At 36.3% G+C, this 20098-nt stretch carries 21 protein-coding genes and 1 riboswitch; of the genes, 14 read left to right on the forward strand and 7 right to left on the reverse strand.

The window, feature by feature from the left end; genetic code table 11:
• Positions 1 to 9: 9 nt before the first annotated feature.
• From sufD to EDD62_RS00805, 8 genes are all read left to right on the forward strand, one after another.
• Positions 10 to 1320, forward strand: a complete 1311-nt coding sequence (gene sufD / locus EDD62_RS00770; protein ID WP_123807167.1) for a Fe-S cluster assembly protein SufD — start codon at positions 10 to 12, stop codon at positions 1318 to 1320.
• A 23-nt stretch (positions 1321 to 1343) separates the two neighbouring features.
• Entirely contained in the window at positions 1344 to 2561 is a 1218-nt protein-coding gene (locus tag EDD62_RS00775; protein ID WP_123807168.1) for a cysteine desulfurase, read from the forward strand.
• A complete protein-coding gene (gene sufU / locus EDD62_RS00780) occupies positions 2558 to 2995 on the forward strand; it encodes a Fe-S cluster assembly sulfur transfer protein SufU (protein ID WP_123807169.1) in 438 nt (145 codons plus the stop codon). The genes EDD62_RS00775 and sufU overlap by 4 nt, the downstream gene beginning before the upstream one ends.
• 5 nt (positions 2996 to 3000) lie before the next feature.
• Positions 3001 to 4398, forward strand: coding sequence for a Fe-S cluster assembly protein SufB (gene sufB, locus EDD62_RS00785; protein ID WP_077140721.1), 1398 nt, complete (start codon positions 3001 to 3003; stop codon positions 4396 to 4398).
• 103 nt (positions 4399 to 4501) lie between these two features.
• Positions 4502 to 5047 (forward strand): hypothetical protein, encoded by a 546-nt coding sequence (locus EDD62_RS00790; RefSeq protein ID WP_123807170.1) that lies wholly within the window; start codon positions 4502 to 4504, stop codon positions 5045 to 5047.
• 77 nt (positions 5048 to 5124) lie between these two features.
• Positions 5125 to 5433, forward strand: a complete 309-nt coding sequence (locus EDD62_RS00795; protein WP_123807171.1) for a metal-sensing transcriptional repressor — start codon at positions 5125 to 5127, stop codon at positions 5431 to 5433.
• A gap of 15 nt (positions 5434 to 5448) precedes the next feature.
• Positions 5449 to 7821, forward strand: a complete 2373-nt coding sequence (locus tag EDD62_RS00800; protein WP_123807172.1) for a heavy metal translocating P-type ATPase — start codon at positions 5449 to 5451, stop codon at positions 7819 to 7821.
• Positions 7822 to 7836: 15 nt separating this feature from the next.
• The gene (locus tag EDD62_RS00805; RefSeq protein ID WP_123807173.1) at positions 7837 to 8040 is read left to right on the forward strand and encodes a copper ion binding protein; all 204 of its coding nucleotides are present in this window, start codon (positions 7837 to 7839) and stop codon (positions 8038 to 8040) included.
• A gap of 96 nt (positions 8041 to 8136) precedes the next feature.
• Here EDD62_RS00805 and EDD62_RS09150 read toward each other — a convergent pair whose 3' ends face one another.
• From EDD62_RS09150 to EDD62_RS00815, 3 genes are read right to left on the reverse strand one after another with little or no spacing between them, the layout of a single operon-like run.
• On the reverse strand, positions 8137 to 8277 hold the full coding sequence (locus tag EDD62_RS09150; RefSeq protein WP_161485379.1) for a hypothetical protein: 141 nt from the start codon (positions 8275 to 8277) through the stop codon (positions 8137 to 8139).
• 1 nt (position 8278) lies between these two features.
• Positions 8279 to 9046, reverse strand: coding sequence for an ABC transporter permease (locus EDD62_RS00810; protein WP_077140716.1), 768 nt, complete (start codon positions 9044 to 9046; stop codon positions 8279 to 8281).
• 1 nt (position 9047) lies between these two features.
• Complete coding sequence (locus EDD62_RS00815; RefSeq protein WP_077140715.1) at positions 9048 to 9725, reverse strand: ABC transporter ATP-binding protein; 678 nt, start codon at positions 9723 to 9725, stop codon at positions 9048 to 9050.
• Positions 9726 to 9823: 98 nt separating this feature from the next.
• Here EDD62_RS00815 and EDD62_RS00820 point away from each other — a divergent pair, with 98 nt between their 5' ends.
• From EDD62_RS00820 to EDD62_RS00835, 4 genes are all read left to right on the forward strand, one after another.
• A complete protein-coding gene (locus EDD62_RS00820; protein WP_123807174.1) occupies positions 9824 to 10675 on the forward strand; it encodes a DUF72 domain-containing protein in 852 nt (283 codons plus the stop codon).
• Between the two features lie 15 nt (positions 10676 to 10690).
• Positions 10691 to 11512 carry a sulfite exporter TauE/SafE family protein gene (locus EDD62_RS00825; RefSeq protein ID WP_123807175.1) on the forward strand — a complete coding sequence of 274 codons (822 nt, stop codon included), beginning with the start codon at positions 10691 to 10693 and terminating at the stop codon, positions 11510 to 11512.
• 29 nt (positions 11513 to 11541) lie between these two features.
• On the forward strand, positions 11542 to 12870 hold the full coding sequence (locus EDD62_RS00830; protein WP_123807176.1) for a bifunctional metallophosphatase/5'-nucleotidase: 1329 nt from the start codon (positions 11542 to 11544) through the stop codon (positions 12868 to 12870).
• 57 nt (positions 12871 to 12927) lie between these two features.
• Positions 12928 to 13102: riboswitch (Lysine riboswitch) on the forward strand.
• 79 nt (positions 13103 to 13181) lie between these two features.
• The gene (locus tag EDD62_RS00835) at positions 13182 to 14774 is read left to right on the forward strand and encodes a Na+/H+ antiporter NhaC family protein (protein ID WP_123807177.1); all 1593 of its coding nucleotides are present in this window, start codon (positions 13182 to 13184) and stop codon (positions 14772 to 14774) included.
• Between the two features lie 57 nt (positions 14775 to 14831).
• On the opposite strand, the gene sdaAA is transcribed toward EDD62_RS00835, so the two are convergent.
• The 3 genes from sdaAA to EDD62_RS00850 form a co-directional block, all read right to left on the reverse strand.
• The gene (sdaAA, locus tag EDD62_RS00840; RefSeq protein ID WP_077140710.1) at positions 14832 to 15713 is read right to left on the reverse strand and encodes an L-serine ammonia-lyase, iron-sulfur-dependent, subunit alpha; all 882 of its coding nucleotides are present in this window, start codon (positions 15711 to 15713) and stop codon (positions 14832 to 14834) included.
• Between the two features lie 21 nt (positions 15714 to 15734).
• Positions 15735 to 16412, reverse strand: a complete 678-nt coding sequence (locus EDD62_RS00845; protein ID WP_077140709.1) for a serine dehydratase beta chain — start codon at positions 16410 to 16412, stop codon at positions 15735 to 15737.
• A 414-nt stretch (positions 16413 to 16826) separates the two neighbouring features.
• The gene (locus EDD62_RS00850; protein ID WP_077140708.1) at positions 16827 to 18221 is read right to left on the reverse strand and encodes an L-cystine transporter; all 1395 of its coding nucleotides are present in this window, start codon (positions 18219 to 18221) and stop codon (positions 16827 to 16829) included.
• Between the two features lie 189 nt (positions 18222 to 18410).
• On the opposite strand from EDD62_RS00850, the gene lipA reads away from it, so the two are divergent.
• On the forward strand, positions 18411 to 19334 hold the full coding sequence (gene lipA, locus EDD62_RS00855) for a lipoyl synthase (protein ID WP_077140707.1): 924 nt from the start codon (positions 18411 to 18413) through the stop codon (positions 19332 to 19334).
• Between the two features lie 3 nt (positions 19335 to 19337).
• The gene (locus EDD62_RS00860; RefSeq protein ID WP_123807178.1) at positions 19338 to 19754 is read left to right on the forward strand and encodes a YutD family protein; all 417 of its coding nucleotides are present in this window, start codon (positions 19338 to 19340) and stop codon (positions 19752 to 19754) included.
• Positions 19755 to 19774: 20 nt separating this feature from the next.
• Here the strand turns inward: EDD62_RS00860 and EDD62_RS00865 are convergent, their stop codons facing one another.
• Positions 19775 to 20041 (reverse strand): DUF3055 domain-containing protein, encoded by a 267-nt coding sequence (locus EDD62_RS00865; RefSeq protein WP_123807768.1) that lies wholly within the window; start codon positions 20039 to 20041, stop codon positions 19775 to 19777.
• Between the last annotated feature and the right edge of the window lie 57 nt (positions 20042 to 20098).

Raw genomic sequence — 20098 nt, forward strand, 5'->3', positions numbered from 1 at the left:
GGAATTAGTATGACATCGATTAGCGAATTAACGGTGACAAAATCAGATGTGGAATCATTTGCCAAATCTTTAAATGATCCACAATGGTTAATGGATATCCGTACAACTGCGATGGATAAAGTCGCAACATTAGATATGCCAAAAGCAGACAAAACAAAATTAGATAAATGGAACTTCTTCAACATTGAATCTTTAAACGTTGACGGTGAATCATTCGATTCATTAAATGATTTACCAGAAGATGCTAAGCAATTAATCGACATCGAATCGGTTAAAAATATTTACGTACAACATAACAATACGAAAGCTTACCTTCAATTAGATGATGAACTCATCAATCAAGGGGTCATTTTACAAGATATCAAAACTGCGGTGACAGAACATTCTGAGCTTGTTCAGAAATACTTCATGCAAGACGGTGTGAAAGTTGATGACAACAAGTTAACAGCGTTGCATGCAGCATTAATGAACGGTGGTTTATTCTTATACGTACCGAAAAATGTTGAAGTGAAAGAGCCAATTCAAATGGTGACAATTCACGACGATGAGCACGCATCATTATACAACCACGTATTAATTGTTGCAGAAGAAAGTGCACAAGTCACTTACGTTGAGAACTATATCTCAACAGTAGATCGTTCTAATGGACAATTAAACGTTGTCAGCGAAGTCATCGCTAAAGACAACGCACAAGTGACTTATGGCGCTGTTGATTTCTTAACAGAAGGATTTACAGGCTATGTGAATCGTCGTGGTGTAGCAGCACGTGATGCAGTCATAGACTGGGCGTTAGGTTTAATGAACGATGGCGATACGATTAATGATAATACAACATACTTAATGGGTGATAACAGTTCAAGTGACTTGAAGACAGTTGTCGTTGGTCGTGGAGAACAGAAGTTGAACTTTACAACTCAAATCATTCATTACGGTAAGGATAGTATAGGACATATTTTAAAACATGGTGTGATGAAAGATGCTGCAAGTTCTATATTTAACGGTGTTGGATACATTAAGAAAGCAGCATCAGGCAGTGATGCACAACAAGAATCGCGTGTATTAATGCTCAGTGAGAAAGCACGTGGCGATGCGAACCCAATCTTATTAATCGATGAAGATGATGTTACTGCAGGTCACGCAGCAAGTGTTGGTCGTGTCGATCCAATGCAGTTATTCTACTTAATGAGCCGTGGAATTTCACAAGAAGAAGCAGAACGTTTAGTCATTCATGGATTCTTAGACCCAGTCGTTCGTGAATTACCGATTGAAAGTGTTCAAAAACAATTAAGAGAAGTCATTGAACAAAAAGTATTATCGTAAGTCATAAAAGTTAGGATGAGTTGATGGATATTAATAAAATACGTCAAGACTTCAAAATTCTAGACCAACAAGTGAATAACCATCCACTGGTCTATTTAGATACGTCAGCGACGAGTCAGAGTCCAACAGCAGTCATCGACCGTATGAGCGACTATTATTTACAATATAACTCGAATGTTCACCGTGGTGTGCACACACTCGGAACGAAAGCGACAGATGGCTATGAAAATGCGAGAACGGCAGTTCAACAATTTATTAACGCAAAGCATTTCGGTGAAATTGTTTTTACTAGAGGTACGACAGCTGCGATTAATCTTGTTGCATCAAGCTATGAACGTGACTTCATTGAAGCTGGTGATGAGATTGTCATCACTGAAATGGAGCACCATGCAAATTTTGTCCCTTGGCAACAACTTGCGATTCGTACGAATGCCAAGTTAAAGTTCATCCCTTTAAGTGAGGATGGTACGATTACGAAACAAGCGATGGAAGAGACGATTACAGATCAAACGAAACTCGTCGCAATTACGCACGTATCGAATGTCCTTGGAACAATCAATGACGTGAAGACGGTAGCACAGATTGCACATGAGCATGGAGCATATATACTTGTTGATGGTGCACAAGGTGTGCCACATATGAAGGTCGACGTTCAAGCACTGGACTGTGACTTCTATGCATTTAGTAGTCATAAAATGCTCGGACCAACAGGCATCGGTGTATTATATGGTAAGAAATCAATCTTAAATAAAATGCAACCGATAGAATACGGTGGAGATATGATAGACTATGTTGGATTGCATGAATCGACATGGACTGACTTACCTGTTAAATTCGAAGCAGGCACACCAATGATTGCCGAAGCGATAGGACTTCATGCCGCGATTGATTATTTAAATGAAATCGGTATGGATGACATTCATCAGCATGAAACAGAGCTCGTACGATATGCATACGACCAAATGGCTGCAATCGATGGATTGGAAATTTACGGGCCGGGTAAAGATGAACGTGCTGGTCTGATTACATTCAATTTAGACGGAGTGCATCCTCATGATTTAGCGACCGTGTTAGATACCGAAGGGATTGCTGTTCGAGCAGGCCATCATTGTGCGCAACCGTTAATGAAATGGTTGAACGTATCGTCAACAGCACGTGCAAGCTTCTATTTATACAATACGAAAGAAGAGATTGACACGTTTGTTGAAGCATTAAAGAAGACGAAGGAGTTTTTCGCATGAGTATGGGAAACTTAGACCAATTGTATCGTTCGGTGATTATGGATCATTATAAGAATCCACGTAATAAAGGGCAAATTGATGATGGAACTTTGACTGTTGATTTGAATAATCCGACATGTGGTGATAGCATTCGCCTTACAATGAATGTTAAAGATGATATTATAGAAGATGCAAAGTTTGATGGCGAAGGCTGTTCTATCTCGATGTCAAGTGCATCGATGATGACCGAAACGGTGAAGGGTCAAACTGTTGAACGTGCATTAGAGATGAGTCAACAATTTTCTAACATGATGCTTGGAGAAGATTACGAAATCACAGAGGATATGGGAGATATAGAGGCACTGAGTGGTGTATCACAATTCCCAGCGAGAATTAAATGTGCAACATTAGCATGGAAAGCCCTTGAAAAAGGCACAGAAAATGAAGAGGAGTGATTTAAATGGCTAAACAAGCACCAGATGTAGGAGATTATAAATATGGTTTCCACGATGAAGACGTATCATTATTTAGATCGGAACGTGGATTAACTGAAGATATCGTTCGCAAAATTTCAGAGATGAAAGAAGAACCACAATGGATGTTAGATTTCAGATTGAAATCATTAGACCAATTTTATAAAATGCCAATGCCAATGTGGGGTGGCGATTTATCAGAATTGAACTTTGATGAAATTACGTACTACGTTAAACCAAGTGATCGTGCGGAACGTTCATGGGACGAAGTACCAGAGGAAATTAAGCAAACATTTGATAAATTAGGAATCCCAGAAGCTGAGCAAAAATACTTAGCTGGGGTATCAGCACAATATGAATCAGAAGTTGTGTATCACAATATGGAGCAAGATTTAGAAGATAAAGGTGTCATCTTTAAAGATACTGATTCAGCACTTCGTGAAAACGAAGAGTTATTCAAAGAACACTGGGCAAGCGTTATTCCTTCATCTGATAATAAGTTTGCAGCGTTGAATTCAGCAGTATGGTCAGGTGGATCATTTATTTATTGCCCACCAGGCGTGAAGCTTGATACACCATTACAAGCATACTTCAGAATTAACTCTGAAAACATGGGTCAATTTGAACGTACATTAATTATCGTCGATGAAGGGGCAAGCGTACATTATGTCGAAGGATGTACAGCACCGGTCTATACGACAAATTCATTACACTCAGCAGTTGTTGAGATTATCGTTAAAAAAGATGCGTATTGTCGTTATACAACAATCCAAAACTGGGCAAACAATGTTTATAACTTAGTGACAAAACGTACTAAAGTATTAGAAAACGGTACAATGGAATGGGTTGATGGAAATATCGGTTCTAAATTAACGATGAAATATCCATCATGCCTATTAATGGGTGAAGGTGCACGTGGTATGACATTATCTATTGCCTTAGCAAGTAAAGGTCAACATCAAGATGCTGGTGCCAAAATGATTCACTTAGCACCAAATACATCTTCTACGATTGTATCGAAGTCGATCTCGAAAAATGGTGGTAAAGTAAGTTACCGTGGTATCGTTCACTTCGGACGTAAAGCAGAAGGTGCACGCTCTAACATTGAATGTGATACGTTAATTATGGATAATGAATCAACTTCAGATACAATTCCATATAATGAAATTCTAAATGACAACATCTCATTAGAACACGAAGCGAAAGTGTCTAAAGTATCAGAAGAGCAATTATTCTACTTAATGAGCCGTGGAATTGGTGAAGAAGAAGCGACAGAAATGATTGTTATGGGCTTCATCGAACCATTCACGAAAGAGTTACCAATGGAATACGCGGTTGAGATGAACCGATTAATCAAATTTGAAATGGAAGGATCTATAGGATAATACTATCCTATACCCTTAATGAAAGACCAGCTGAGGCTGGTCTTTTTGTTTTATCATAGATTAAATGTGGAATACGTTAATATGGATGAAAGGATGAGCTACGATGATTGATTGGATCAGTGCAATCGGTTCGATTGGAACATTTATTATGGCAACGATTTATTTTATTTCTGTATCGATTCAAATTTTTCAAATGAGAATATCATATATGCCGTCGATTGGGTTCAACCAAACAATTCTTGAAGACGTCGATGGTGAATTAAAGTTAAAAAATGCGAATGAAGATAACCCGCAACGGTTTGTTGATTATATTAAGCTATCCAATATGGGTGGTGGTGCTGCACGGAACGTAAGTATCTCAATGTATATTGATGGTGAGAATGAATTACAAAATAAATATTTGAATATTTTACCGAGTAATGATGCGTATTTATTACCGATTAACCAAGGCGTATACGAAGAATTAGAACATGCGTTGAAAAACCAATTCTACAAAACAAAGCTAAGAGTTCGTATTGATTATAATAATTACTTGAGTAAAAAAACTAAAACAGTTGATTTTAATGCGAGAATTGATAACTTCTATTCATTCAATGACAAAGAGATTTATGAACTTCAATTTATACAAGGCGAGGACCATACATATTAGTATGGTCTTTTTTTCTTGACAATAATACCTATATAGGGTATTATAAAAATATAAATAATACGTGATGGGGGTATTTTATGAAGTGTGATGAAACATTAAGAGATGCACCAGTGACTGAGACGCCTAAGGAAGATATTCAAAGAACATTAAATCGATTGAAACGTATTGAAGGACAAGTTCGTGGTGTGCAGAAAATGGTCGAAGATGACCGTTATTGTATTGATATTTTAATCCAGCTGAGTGCCATTCAATCCGCACTAAAAAATGTTGGATTCCAAGTGACAGAGAAGCATATTCAACACTGTGTAACGCATGCGATCCAGAATGGTGAAGGTGATGAGAGTATTCAAGAACTCATGACGGTATTGAAACAATTCAACAAATAGGAAGGTGTGAAATCAATGAGTGAAGCTTATACGTTAAATATTGAAGGGATGACGTGTGCAGCGTGTTCGAATAGAATTGAAAAGATGTTGAATAAACAACAAGGCATGGATGCGCAAGTTAATTTATCGACCGAAAAAGCCATGGTTGAATTGACCGAAGATGCAACACTTGAACAGGCGGTTCAAACTGTACAAAAATTAGGGTATAACGTACAAACGACAGAGTTAGAGTTAAATGTACATCAGATGACGTGTGCAGCATGTTCGAATCGTATTGAGAAAGTATTGAATAAAGATTCGACGATTAAAGAAGCAGTCGTCAATCTATCGACTGAGAAAGCGACGATTAATTATTATACGAATACGACAAATACGGCAACGATCATTGAACGAATTCAATCGTTAGGGTATGATGCAACACCTATAGAACAAGCTCATGATGACTCAGATCGTAAACTCAAGTCATTGAAGAGAAAGCGCAATAAAGTACTGATTTCAGCACTATTATCATTCCCTCTATTACTCACGATGCTTGTTCATTTGTTTAATGTGCACTTACCAAGTATTTTTATGAATCCATGGTTTCAATTGGTATTTGCGACACCAGTTCAGTTTATTATCGGATGGCAATTTTATGTCGGTGCATACAAAAACTTGCGTACAGGTGGCGCGAATATGGATGTACTCGTTGCACTCGGTACAAGTGCAGCATACTTTTACAGCATCTATGAAACAATAAAGTATGTCATGATTGATGGATATACACCGCACTTGTACTTTGAAACAAGTGCCGTGTTGATTACGTTAATTTTATTCGGTAAATATTTAGAAGCCCGTGCGAAAACTCAAACATCGAATGCATTAACAAGTTTATTAAATCTACAGGCGAAAGATGCACGTGTGATACGTGATGGTCAAGAAATGATGATTGGCGTAGATGAAGTGGTCGAAGGAGATCGGTTGATCATTAAACCCGGAGAGAAAATACCTGTCGATGGTATTATTGTAAATGGAGAAACGGTTGTCGATGAATCGATGTTAACCGGAGAATCATTACCGATTGAGAAAGGTGTAGATGATGAGTTAATTGGTGCAACGATCAATCAGTCTGGTCGTGTTGAACTTCGTGCAACAAAGGTCGGTCAAGACACAGCACTTGCTTCAATCGTTAAAGTTGTCGAGGATGCACAAGGTTCTAAGGCAAATATTCAACGATTAGCGGATGTGATTTCTGGATACTTTGTACCGATTGTCATTGGGATTGCAGTGATGACATTTATCATATGGTATTTTGTTGTCAATTCAGGACAATTTGAACCCGCACTTGTCGCTGCAATATCAGTCCTTGTAATTGCATGTCCATGTGCATTAGGACTTGCAACGCCTACATCGATCATGGTGGGGACAGGGAAAGCAGCTGAAGCAGGCATTTTGTTTAAAGGTGGCGAACATCTAGAGAACTTACATTCTATAGATACAATTGTATTAGACAAGACAGGAACGATTACAAACGGAAAGCCAGTCGTGACAAACCTAGATATTGATCATAATACATTACAACTCGTTGCGAGTGCCGAGAATCATTCAGAACATCCATTAGCTAAAGCAATCGTAGAAGAAGCGAAGCGATTGGATCTTGAATTGCTTGAAGTGAATGATTTCGAATCAGTAACAGGTAAAGGTATTCAAGCATCTGTTAATTGTGAACACGTTTTAATTGGGAACCGAAAGTTAATGGATCATATAGGCGTCTCTGGATTTGATCAACAGCATTTGCCTGACTATGAATCGCAAGGGAAGACTCAAATGCTGATCGCGATAAATCAGCAATTTGTAGGATCAATCGCTGTTGCAGATACGGTGAAAGATGAAGCGAAAGAAGCAATCGATACGTTGAAGACACAAGGCATTCATGTGATTATGCTAACGGGTGATCATGAATTAACTGCGAAAGCCATCGCCCAATCTGTTGGAATAGATGAAGTCATTGCAGGTGTGTTGCCTGAAGAGAAAGCGGATAAAATATCTAATTTACAATCCGACGGTAGACGTGTCGCGATGATTGGAGATGGTATCAATGATGCACCAGCCCTTGCAACTGCTGATAGTGGGATTGCAATTGGAACAGGAACTGAGATTGCGATTGAAGCTGCAGATATTACAATTCTGGGTGGAGATTTGATGCTCATCCCGAAAGCGATTAAAATGAGTCATGAAACGATTAAAAATATCAAACAAAACTTGTTTTGGGCCTTTGGGTATAATACACTAGGAATTCCAATTGCAGCAATTGGAATCCTTGCACCATGGATTGCAGGTCTTGCAATGGCGTTGAGTAGTGTAAGTGTTGTGACGAATGCGTTAAGACTAAAAAGGGTAAAACTTTAAAAGGAGGTGATTGATGTGGAAAAAGTGATTAAAGTGGAAGGTATGACATGTGATCATTGTGTGAAAGCCGTAAAAGGTGCTTTATTAGAACAAGAAAGTGTCAATACTGTTGATGTCAATTTGGAAGATGGATTAGTCGGTGTTGAATTCGACGATGATATTACATTAGATCAAATTAAAGGCATTATCGAAGAACAAGGATATGATGCCGTAAAATAAAATTTTTAAGACTACAAATTAGGTAGAAATGAGTAGAACTGTAGTTTTAATAATTAGAAAAAAACTGCTTACTCATTGAGTAAGCAGTTTTGATGTTTATTTAAAATCAATGTTAGCTAAAAAGATGCCTAACATAATACCAATTGGAATACCGATAAAAATGTTCAAAATATAACTAAACACGAGTGAAAATAAAACAGTGAAAATTAAAATGTTCAAATTAAAATACTTCTTCATATTAAGACTCCTTTCGATAAGTTAGATTAATAAATTGCATTCGATCATTAAACAATGTCGGATAACTTAGAAATCCTACAATGACAGCACTAAGTGTTGCAGCTGTAAGTAATAAGAACATGATTAATAATTGGAATTGAACCGCGACAATGGGCTCAGCACCTCCAATGATTTGACCACTCATCATTCCTGGTAACTGTACAAGACCAACTGTTTTTAAACTTTCAATGGTTGGAATCATACTAGATTTAATCGAGTTCTTTAATTGAGTATGGACAGCTTGTTTTGGATTGCCTCCAAATGACAAAATGAGTTCTATTTGTTCTTGACCTTGTTCTACTTCACTTTGGAATCGATTCAAAAATAGCAATGATAAAACCATCGAGTTTCCAATCATCATCCCACTAATTGGAATAATGTATCTCGGTTCCAGTGGAATGATATTAAAGAATAATAAAATTGACATCGTTAAAAATTCGACTGTAATTAAAGCTGTCAATACTTTCCACGTCATCCCTTGAATACCAGAGTCTTTTTGGATAATATTCTGTGTTGCCGCGATAATCATTAAAAGCACCATCAAAAATGTGAAAATGAGTTGTTCACTATCAAATACATATTTCAAAATTAATCCGACAATGAATAACTGAATCGTTGATCGAATCGCAGCAATAATGACATCTTTCTCTAAGCCCAGTTTAAGTACAACACTCATAATGATAGGAATTAGCACAAAGACATACGATGCAATCAGTGCAAATGTATCCATATTAATATTCTCCTTTCACAAATGGATGTGATAACGTATCAAATGGACCTGCTTCGACGACTTCTCCATCTTCCATAACGATTGTGTAATGACTCATCCGTTTTGCTTGTTGCAAATTATGTGTAATCCATAATATCGTTTTATCATCTTCTTGATTTAATTTTTGAATCAACAATTCAATCTCCTGAACACTATGAACATCAAGGCTAGATGTAATTTCATCAAGTAATAATATGTCAGGATTTAATACTAAAGTTCTCGCAATGGCAAGCTTTTGCTTTTCTCCACCGGATAAATTTTTGATTGATTGGTCGATGGATAGATGAGATAAGTCAACCTTATCAAGCAATGACTGTGCACGATCTTTATCTAACTGTTGTTGATGGATTTTCATCGGAATATTCAAGTTATCATAAATCGTTCCATTAAACATTGGTGCACTTTGGAAAGCTAGTCCAACGCGCTTACGTAGTGATAATATGTCGACGGATTCAATCGATTGACCGTCTATTAAAATATCACCTGAATTGGGTGATATTAATCGATTAATGTGTTTAAGAAATGTTGATTTCCCAGCACCACTTGGACCGACAATTGCAGTGATTTGGTGAGTAGGAATTTCAACGGTTATATTTTTGAGTACATCTTTAAAAGATATGTCTAGAAATTGTATTGTCATCTATTTCACCTCTAGCTTATTCTAACACGAATTATTCATATTGGAATGAATGAAATTAATTATGTCGATACATATGATAAAATAAAAATGGTGATAAAATGATTAAAATTGGTGTCAGTGGATTTACAGATCATGATCTGTTGTATGAAGATATTATGCGTAAAAGTGACAAGCTTAAAACTTATGCATCATTTTTTCCGATTGTTGAATTAGATACTGCATTTTATGCAATTCAGCCGCAGCGAAATATGTATAAATGGATGAGTGAAACACCAGATTCGTTCCAGTTTATCGTAAAAGCAGAGCGACGGATGACGCAACATTCTACTTTAGATGAATCACAATTAACATATGATGCGTTATTTGATCAATTTATCGAGTCTGTTAAACCACTGGTAAAATCATCACGACTTGGTCTTGTATTAATGCAATTCCCACCATGGTTTGATTGTCGTACAGAACATATTCAATATTTAATATTTGCTCGGAATAATCTTAAAGGAATGCCAGTAGCCATTGAGTTTAGACATCACAGTTGGTTTTTACCACATGTTAAACAAGATACGTTGAACTTTTTAAACCATCAAAAATTGATTCATGCAATATGTGATGAACCGAATGTCGGAGAAGGCTATGTACCTTATGAATTACAGACTACTGCACAATCTGCGTTCTTTAGATTTCACGGTCGTAACAATGAAGGTTGGACACGAAAGGATATGACAGATGACGCTTGGCGTGCGGTGAGGTTTTTGTATGATTATAATTTAGAAGAATTAACACAATTCGCACACGATATTCAGTCAGTAGACGATCAAGTTGATGATGATGTATATGTGATCTTTAACAATAATTCAGGGGGACATGCTGCGAAGAATGCATTAAAATTAATAGATATTTTGAATATCGAATATGTGGATTTGGCACCACGTCAAATGAAACTTTTTTGAATGAGGAGAATATAGATGCTACAAATTATTACGTTAATTTTGATTGGGCTCATCGCAAGTATCGCCGGTTCACTCGTTGGTATTGGTGGGGGAATTATCATCGTTCCGTCACTTATTTTCTTCGGAATTGAACTTGGCATTTTGCCGATGATGACACCTCAAAAAGCCATTGGTACTTCATCCGTTATTTTGATTGCTACTGGATTATCCGCAACAATTAGCTATTATAAGTCCGACCAAATCGATGTTAAGAATGCGATTATATTTCTCATTGGAATCATTCCCGGTGCTTTTGTCGGCGCATACACGAGTCAATTTTTCTCATTGGATAGTTTTAATTTAGTATTTGGTCTGTTTTTAATTATCGTGTCATTCATATTGTTATTCCGTGATCGATTTAAACCGATGAAGCTGTTTCAACCGAAACAGATGACGACCTATCGTAGCCCGACGGGTGAATTTTTTGAATATGGTGTACCCGTAATTGCTGGTATTGTATCAACATTTGTTGTTGGTTTCTTTACAGGATTGTTCGGTATCGGCGGTGGTGTGTTGATGACACCATTGATGCTCATTATCTTTAGATTCCCACCGCATTTAGCAGTCGGAACGAGTATGTTGATGGTGTTTGCTGCAAGTTTATCTGGCACAACGAGCCATATTATGCAAGGGAATGTCGTATGGATATATGCCGTGACGCTAATCATTGCAGCATTTATCGGTGCAAAAATTGGTTCATGGTTAAACAAAAAAATGGCATCTGAACGTATCGTCTTATTACTTCGAATGATGTTATTGTTAATCGGTATATATTCTGTCATTAAATATTTCTTGTAAGGATTGAACTTCATTGAAGGAGGTAAAATATGCAAACGATTCATATTTTCCATACAAACGATATCCATAGTAATCTGAATAATTTCTTACAAATTAAAGAGTTTATGAAATCAAAACGTGAAGAATATCCTAATACATCAGTTTTTGTTGATTTAGGGGATCATGTCGATCGTAGTCACCCATATACCGAGGCAACGCTTGGTCAAGGGAATATAGAATTGATGAATGAAGCAGGGGTTGATATTGCGACAATCGGCAATAATGAAGGTATTACATTAACACATGATGATCTAAATCAATTATACGATGAAGCACAATTTAAAGTGACGTGTTGTAATATACATGATGAATACGGAGTGAAACCGAATCATATCGTCGATTATGTCATTCATGAGGTCGCAGGAAAGAAGTTACTATTCATTGGAGTGACAGCAGAATTTACAGTATTTTATAAGGCGCTTGGATGGACTGTCGATCAAGCTAAAAGTCAATTGAACCGAATCATTGAATCACGCCGTGATGAAGTTGATGCAATCATTGTATTAAGTCATCTTGGAAAATGGATTGATGATGAATTATCAGAAGAACTATCATCGATTGATCTAATCCTTGGTGCCCATACTCATCATCGTTTTGAACATGGTAAATATCATAATGGCGTAATGCAAGCGGCAGCGGGTAAACACGGACAATACTTAGGTGAAGTGAAAATCCACTTTGATGAGGGACGGATTTTGAATATAGAAGCTTTGCTATATACGACAGATGATATGGCAAAAGTTGAAGATGAATATTATATTAAAGGTCGCCAACTATTAAAAAATAATATAATTTCTAACGATTTAAATCGTTATGAGCGAAGAATATATTCTACAAATCGATTATTATACGAGTTGGCAGAAGCGGTAAGAATATATACAGAAACTGATACAATTATTTTAAATAGTGGTTTAATTGTTCGTGGGTTCGACGGTGGGGATTTTACTGAATATGACTTACACAAAATGTTGCCTCATCCGATTAATACGGTAGATATTGAATTGAAAGGTCATGAATTAATTGAAGTCCTTAAACATTGTTTGAAGAATGAGTATAAGAATGAACAAGTGAAAGGATTCGGATTTCGAGGCGATTTATTTGGAATGTATTATTTCCATAATATCGGCTATATGAGTAGCTCCGAACAATATTTTATCAAAGGCGAACGTATCGAAAATGATCAGACGTATCATATCGCGACGATTGATATGTATACATTTGGTAAGTTTATCCCACAGTTTAAGTCTATGAATAAGGTCTATTATTTACCGGACTTTTTAAGAGATATTTTTAGAACTTATATTCAATCTTCAAAATAAACGGTTGAAAAGGCAATGAATTTTGTATATACTAACTATTAATTAAATAACCAATCCAAAATAATTAGAGGTTGCTTCAAAGATGAGTATATGTTGAATGGTTCCACAAGCCAATATTCAGCATTGAAAGGCGATGAAGCCGAAATAAAATGAATATGTGGTATTCATTTTATTGGGGTATAGTTTAACAAACGATACACTGTCAATTAAACATTGGTGAGCTAGAATTTGGATGGAATACTTGTGTAGAGCAATGACGTATTCTGTCATTGCTCTTTTTGTGTTGGTTTTTAAAAGAGAGGAGAGAAAAGATGAATATTTTTGAATGGGAATACATCACGCTAATCCCGCCGTTGTTAATTTTGTTGCTTGTTGTTTTTACTCGTAAAGTGTTGCTTAGTTTAGGTGTTGGTATTTTACTTACTTCAATTGTCATCAATAAAGGAAATATTTTAGAGACAATCGGTTCCATATGGGGTGCGTTTAGTAGTATTTTTTATGCAGATGGTGAGATTAATACATGGAATGCTTATATTTTAATCTTTTTAATACTATTAGGTTGTATGATTGCATTTGTGACGATGACTGGTGGAACGAAAAGTTTTAGTGAAATGATGTTGAAGCGTATTAGAACGAGACGAGCATCGCAATTTTTCACTGGTATTTTAGGGATGTTAGTATTTATTGATGATTATTTTAGCGCATTAATTGTAGGGCAAGTGTCTCGTCCAATTACAGATGCACATAAAGTATCTCGTGCAAAGTTGAGTTATTATATCGATACGACGTCATCACCGATATGTGTTATTTCACCGATTAGTAGTTGGGGTGCAGGTATTATGGGATTAATAGCCCCGGTATTAATTGCGGCTGAATTGAATATGAGCGCATTTAGCGGATTTATTCAAACAGTTCCATATAATTTTTATGCAATTTCATCGATTGTTGTGATGTTTATTGTGATCATCTTCAAAGTCGATATCGGTATGATGAGAGATAAAGAGAAAGAAGCCATTTATCATGGTTCGCTGGTCGATGAAAGTTTAGATATTCCTGGTGAAGTGGATGCTGCAGATTTACCGATTTTACACGGTACATATAAAGGTTTGATTATACCAGTGACGTTATTAATTATTACTGTATTTACAATGATTATTTTCACTGGATATCAAGAGAGTGGTTATACATTTGATTTTATTAAAATTTTTGAAAACACGAAAGTGACAGATTCACTTGTCGTTGGTGGTCTTGTCAGTTTGATTGCGGCATTAATTTATTATTTCAAGCAATCTAAACAAGAAGACCGATTCGAATCGAAAAATATCGGCACTGGATTTATTCACGGTGTACGTTCAATGTTACCCGCGGTCTATATTTTAACTTTAGCATGGATGACAGGGGATTTAATCGCTCAAATGGGTACAGGCGATACAATGGCTAACATAATTAACGGAGCATCAATTCCTGTTGGCTTTATGTTGGCAGTATTCTTCTTTGTGGCTGGTGTGATGGCATTAACAACTGGAACGAGTTGGGGGTCATTTGGAATACTCATTCCAATCGCAGGTGAAATAATGACGAAATTAGATGCTGTTGATCTGATTATCCCAAGCATTGCAGCAGTTCTTGCTGGAAGTGTATTTGGGGATCATTGTTCACCGATTTCAGATTCTACAATCTTGAGTTCGACTGGTGCTGGATGTAACCATATAGTACACGTTTTGACACAAATGCCATATGCGATTATTGCAGCAATTGTATCATTGATCGGTTATGTAGTATTAGGGTTTACATCGAGTTTATTAATCAGTTTATCGGTTGTTATTGTATTACTTATAATTTTGACTTTACTTGCATATTTCTTCTATAAGCCAATCCCTAGGAAAAAGAAGAAGACAGTATAATGTAGTATAAAAAATACAGTATCCATTTCAAAAGGATACTGTATTTTTTGTTAATGATTAGGCTTTTGGGCCGAAGATTTTGCGTTTTATTTCTTCACCCGTCGGTGTACCAGCAAGTCCTCCAAGTCCTGTTTCTCGTAATTCTCTTGGTAAATTTCGTCCAATTTTATCCATCGCCATAATGACTTCGTCGACAGGAATTTTACTCTCAACACCAGCCAGTGCTAAGTCAGCACATATTAATGCATTCCCTGAGCCTATGGCATTTCGGTTAATACATGGAATCTCAACCAGTCCAGCGACTGGATCGCAAACTAACCCAAGTAAGTTACTTAAACTAATCGCCAATGCATGACCGGCTTGTTCAGGTGTTCCACCAAATGTCGATACAGCAGCAGCACTTGCAATGGCAGATGCACTACCAACTTCTGCTTGGCAGCCACCCATTGCACCCGATACACTTGCATTGTTGGCAATGACCATCCCTAGAATAGAAGCGGTAAATAAGAAATGTAACATTTGTTCATTCGTTAAATCATGCGTTTTTTCGAGTTTAAATAATACGCCAGGAATTGTACCAGACGAACCAGCAGTCGGTGTGGCACAAATGACACCCATTGCAGCGTTTACTTCATTTGTTGCGATTGCACCAGTAACAGCTTCAATCATATCAGAACCTGATAATGCTTTATGTTCAGTATTATATTGCTTTAACTTAACAGCATCGCCACCGGTATAACCTGTTACGCTTTTTACGCCATCACCTGTTGTCCCTTTAATGACTGCATCTCTCATGACATCTAAGTTGTGTTGCATCATGGCCATTACTTCATCGTATGACATATTTCTCAGTTGCATCTCTTGTTCGATCATAATTTCGTGTAATGGTTTTTGATGCGTATTCGAATAATCTATAATTTCTTGTATCGTATCAAACATAGTTTCCCCCCTAACACACGATTAACTAATATAAGAAAAAGTTAATTGTGAATACTTCTCTTTTATTTCATCGTAAGCTTCATCTGACATTGGTCTATCAAGGTGAAGTGCCATTGTCAGTTGGTCGTTATTCATTGATTTAATTTCTTGCTCGATTTGTACATTCATATCGAATAAGTCATCAAGCATATCACCAATAATGTTACGATCGCAATGTCCATCAATGACGAGTAATGGTAATGTATGATCCAGTGAAATCATCAATCCATTAATTTCGATACTTTTTATTTTAATCGTACCGCCACCAATTGAAATTCCATTTAACTCAATACGACGAGACCCAATTTGAGATTTAATTAACGCACAATTTGGGTGATCTCCTATTGAATCAATTTCTTCTTCAATAATTTGAAGTGGTATATTTAATGATTTCACAGTTTCTATAGCATCACGAATTCTTTCGTCAAAAGTTGAATATCCTAACAATCCACCAAGAATTGCATGATCCGTACCATGACCATCGTGTGTTTTGGCAAATGATTCGTAGTAATGTATTACAATATGTTCAGGTGTTCCATGTAATAATGATCTTGTAGCTTGTCCAATTTTGACAGCCCCAGCTGTATGAGAACTTGAAGGACCAATCATCACGGGACCGATAATATCAAAAGCACTTTGGTAATCTTTAGCGCGCGACATATTATCACTCCTTTGAAAAATTTGAGTCTAATTTCATTATAATGAAATTAATACATAATTGAAAGCCTATACATTGAGTATAAACTATAGTGGGTAGATTAGTTGTATTTTTATAAAACTACCAACTAACCTGTTATTTTGAATGGTAGTTTTAGAGATGAAAGAAGAAACTACCAACTAATTCGGTGTTTTGAATGGTAGTTTTAGAGATAAAAGAAGAAACTACCAACCAATTCGGCGTTTTGAATGGTAGTTTTAGAGATGGAAGGAGAAACTACCAACTAATTCGGAGTTTTGAATGGTAGTTTTAGAAGTGAAAAGAGAAACTACCAACTAAATCGGTGTTTTGAATGGTAGTTTTAGAGATGAAAGAAGAAACTACCAACTAACCTGTTGTTAGTTGGTAGCACTATTTTAAATACTCGGTGTTGTGAGTTCATCCATTTGATTTGAATTATATATTTCTTTATTCAATGTTCCGTCTGTTTTCGATGTAATTGTTCCAGATAACATTGAACCACTTACGTTCAACGCAGTTCTTCCCATATCAATGAGTGGTTCTACTGAAATTAGAACGGCTGCTAATGCAACAGGTAAATTCATTGTAGATAATACAACGATGGCTGCAAATGTTGCACCACCACCTACACCTGCGATACCAAGTGATGAGATCACTGTTACAACGATTAAAGTGAGAATGAATTGTAAGTTCACTTCAACTCCAGCGACAGGCGCGACCATAATTGCTAGCATTGATGGATAGACCCCTGCACATCCATTTTGACCAATTGATAATCCGAAGCTTCCAGCAAAGTTTGCAACACTTGATGGAATACCAAGTCTATTTTGTTGGGTCTGGATGTTAAGTGGTAATGAACCGGCACTTGATCTAGATGTGAATGCAAAGATTAATGTTTCTGCTGTTTTCTTAAAGTATCGAACTGGACTTAATCCGATTAAAGCAATGAGTAGTAAGTGAATAAGATACATTCCAATTAATGCAACGTATGACGCAATGACAAATAACCCTAAATCTTTCAATGCTGCAAAGTTACTTGTTGCGACAGTATTCGCCATAATTGCTAAAATACCGTATGGTGTTAATCTCAAAATAAATTTAACAAGCTCCATAATCCAATCGTTTACTGCTAAAATGATTGAGCGAACCATCTCTCCATGTTCACTATTTTTTTGCAATAATTTAATGAGGCTAATCCCCATAAATACAGCAAATAATACAACGGCAATCGTTGATGTAGGTCTCATGCCAGCAAAGTCTTCGAATGCATTTGAAGGTAATAGTGATACAAGTTGTTCAGGTAATGATAAGTCTCCCATTTCATTTGCACTTTCTTCGATAGAGACAGCGCGTTGATTCTCATCGTCACCTAAATTGATGCTTGATGCATCTAATTTAAATAGCAATGCAGTGGCAATACCTACAATTGCTGAAATTGCTGTAGTCCCTAGCAATATTGAAATAATCTTTACACCAGATTTAAAAAACTTCTCAGTCACATCCATCTTACTAAATGCAGCAAGAATTGAGATAAAGATTAACGGCATCACGATCATTTGAAGTAGGCGAACAAAGCCTGACCCAACAAGTGAAATCCATGACACAGTTTTAGATAATATTTCATTATCCATTCCGTACAATAGTTGTAACAATGCTCCAAATAGCAAACCAATGATTAATCCAATCATGACACGGTATGAAAACTTCATCTTACGATGTTCCAATAAAACAAGTCCAATGATTAGACCGACGAATACAATTAAATTCAAAATAATAAATACAGTATTCATTAAATAGACCTCCTTAAAAATTGTAGTAACAAATAAGAGTTATCATACTCCATTAATTCATAGTTGTAAAGTAGGGATTGAATAGTCGTAATATTCTAATTATAAAGGATAGGGATTTTCCTGTGTTTGAAATCAACAGAACGTATGATAAAATCAATATAATAATACATATTTGGGAGAGTGAAACGGATGGCTACAAAAAATGAAGAGATCCTTCGTAAACCAGACTGGTTAAAGATAAAATTAAACACGAACAAAAATTATACAAACTTAAAGAAGATGATGCGTGAGAAAAACTTAAACACAGTCTGTGAAGAGGCAAAGTGTCCAAATATTCACGAATGTTGGGCGGAAAGACGTACTGCGACGTTTATGATTTTAGGAGCAGTTTGTACGAGAGCTTGTCGTTTCTGTGCGGTAAAGACGGGATTACCAAATGAACTAGATCGTGATGAGCCAAGACGTGTTGCTGAAAGCGTTAAGCAAATGAACTTAAAACATGCGGTGATCACTGCTGTTGCACGTGATGACTTAAAAGATGGCGGAGCTGAAGTGTTCGCCGATACAGTAAGACAAGTTCGTGAAATGAATCCATATACGACGATTGAAGTATTACCATCTGACATGGGCGGTAGTTATGACAACTTAAAAATTTTAATGGACGCACAACCGGATATTTTAAATCATAATATAGAAACAGTAAGAAGTTTAACACCTAGAGTACGTGCTAAAGCGAAGTATGATCGTTCATTAGAGTTATTACGACGTTCGAAAGAACTTTATCCAGAGATTCCAACGAAATCTAGTTTAATGATTGGATTAGGTGAAACAGTTGAAGAAATTTATGAAGTGATGGATGATTTACGTGCTAATGATGTAGATATCATGACGATTGGTCAATATTTACAACCTTCTCGTAAACATTTACCAGTTAAGAAATACTATTCACCGTTAGAGTTCGGTAAATTACGTAAAGTTGCAATGGAGAAAGGGTTCAAGCATTGTGAAGCAGGTCCTATGGTCAGAAGTTCTTATCACGCTGATGAACAAGTGAACGAAGCATCAAGAGAAAGACAAGCCAAAGGTGATGCGTTGCTTGAACAGGGTGAATAATGCATGAGTGCGATGAAAATCCACAAACATCAATATAAATTAATCGAAAACTATAAAGGTGCATTTAATCTTGAAGATGTTGAAGATAAATGGGCAGATTTATTTGATAAATATGATTATATTTTAGGAGATATCGGTTACGATAAGTTGCGATTAACTGGCTTTTATAAGCGAAATAAAAAAGGTATATTGGCGATGAAAAAGTCAACTGCGATTCAAGATTATTTGATGGAATATTGTAATTTTAACTGCCCGTATTTCATTCTAAAGAGACTTACGACGCATGATAAAGATTATGATATATCTCTTGATGAAGAGACAACCGAGACAAATATAGAAGTGGAATCATTAGAGCAACCGGAGAGTGATCAACCACTGATTCAACAAAATAAAACATTTAATGCATATTTAAAGTCCTAATCAAATGATTAGGACTTTTCTTAATGAATATATTCAGATAAAAACTCATAAACTTCTTTCGCTTCGTTTTCATTAACACCTAAGCTATATTCAATATAACCGGGTTCATTCAAGTCATCACGACCCATAATACTAAATTTATTATTCTGCATATTCATGACAATGGTTTTGCCGAAGTGACGGTTTGTTTGTAATAGTGCCAAGTCATAACGACTTTCATCACCTACAAAGCTCGTAAATCTAATATTTGCATCTTCACTATCATCGTATAAATAGAAATCAATCAAACGTATCATTCCTTTTCTAAATCAATATATATCTATGCTATCATAAACATAAGAGGA

Origin of the sequence: Abyssicoccus albus (assembly GCF_003815035.1) — a bacterium.
In the GTDB taxonomy this organism is placed as follows: Bacteria; Bacillota; Bacilli; order Staphylococcales; family Abyssicoccaceae; genus Abyssicoccus; species Abyssicoccus albus.

What these genes read in the sequence shown, in the direction of transcription:
- sufD (WP_123807167.1), top strand. Translation starts at nt 10, where the DNA reads ATGACATCGATTAGCGAATTAACGGTGACAAAATCAGATGTGGAATCA.
- EDD62_RS00775 (WP_123807168.1), top strand. Translation starts at nt 1,344, where the DNA reads ATGGATATTAATAAAATACGTCAAGACTTCAAAATTCTAGACCAACAA.
- sufU (WP_123807169.1), top strand. Translation starts at nt 2,558, where the DNA reads ATGAGTATGGGAAACTTAGACCAATTGTATCGTTCGGTGATTATGGAT.
- sufB (WP_077140721.1), top strand. Translation starts at nt 3,001, where the DNA reads ATGGCTAAACAAGCACCAGATGTAGGAGATTATAAATATGGTTTCCAC.
- EDD62_RS00790 (WP_123807170.1), top strand. Translation starts at nt 4,502, where the DNA reads ATGATTGATTGGATCAGTGCAATCGGTTCGATTGGAACATTTATTATG.
- EDD62_RS00795 (WP_123807171.1), top strand. Translation starts at nt 5,125, where the DNA reads ATGAAGTGTGATGAAACATTAAGAGATGCACCAGTGACTGAGACGCCT.
- EDD62_RS00800 (WP_123807172.1), top strand. Translation starts at nt 5,449, where the DNA reads ATGAGTGAAGCTTATACGTTAAATATTGAAGGGATGACGTGTGCAGCG.
- EDD62_RS09150 (WP_161485379.1), bottom strand. Translation starts at nt 8,277, where the DNA reads ATGAAGAAGTATTTTAATTTGAACATTTTAATTTTCACTGTTTTATTT.
- EDD62_RS00810 (WP_077140716.1), bottom strand. Translation starts at nt 9,046, where the DNA reads ATGGATACATTTGCACTGATTGCATCGTATGTCTTTGTGCTAATTCCT.
- EDD62_RS00815 (WP_077140715.1), bottom strand. Translation starts at nt 9,725, where the DNA reads ATGACAATACAATTTCTAGACATATCTTTTAAAGATGTACTCAAAAAT.
- EDD62_RS00820 (WP_123807174.1), top strand. Translation starts at nt 9,824, where the DNA reads ATGATTAAAATTGGTGTCAGTGGATTTACAGATCATGATCTGTTGTAT.
- EDD62_RS00825 (WP_123807175.1), top strand. Translation starts at nt 10,691, where the DNA reads ATGCTACAAATTATTACGTTAATTTTGATTGGGCTCATCGCAAGTATC.
- EDD62_RS00830 (WP_123807176.1), top strand. Translation starts at nt 11,542, where the DNA reads ATGCAAACGATTCATATTTTCCATACAAACGATATCCATAGTAATCTG.
- EDD62_RS00835 (WP_123807177.1), top strand. Translation starts at nt 13,182, where the DNA reads ATGAATATTTTTGAATGGGAATACATCACGCTAATCCCGCCGTTGTTA.
- sdaAA (WP_077140710.1), bottom strand. Translation starts at nt 15,713, where the DNA reads ATGTTTGATACGATACAAGAAATTATAGATTATTCGAATACGCATCAA.
- EDD62_RS00845 (WP_077140709.1), bottom strand. Translation starts at nt 16,412, where the DNA reads ATGTCGCGCGCTAAAGATTACCAAAGTGCTTTTGATATTATCGGTCCC.
- EDD62_RS00850 (WP_077140708.1), bottom strand. Translation starts at nt 18,221, where the DNA reads ATGAATACTGTATTTATTATTTTGAATTTAATTGTATTCGTCGGTCTA.
- lipA (WP_077140707.1), top strand. Translation starts at nt 18,411, where the DNA reads ATGGCTACAAAAAATGAAGAGATCCTTCGTAAACCAGACTGGTTAAAG.
- EDD62_RS00860 (WP_123807178.1), top strand. Translation starts at nt 19,338, where the DNA reads ATGAGTGCGATGAAAATCCACAAACATCAATATAAATTAATCGAAAAC.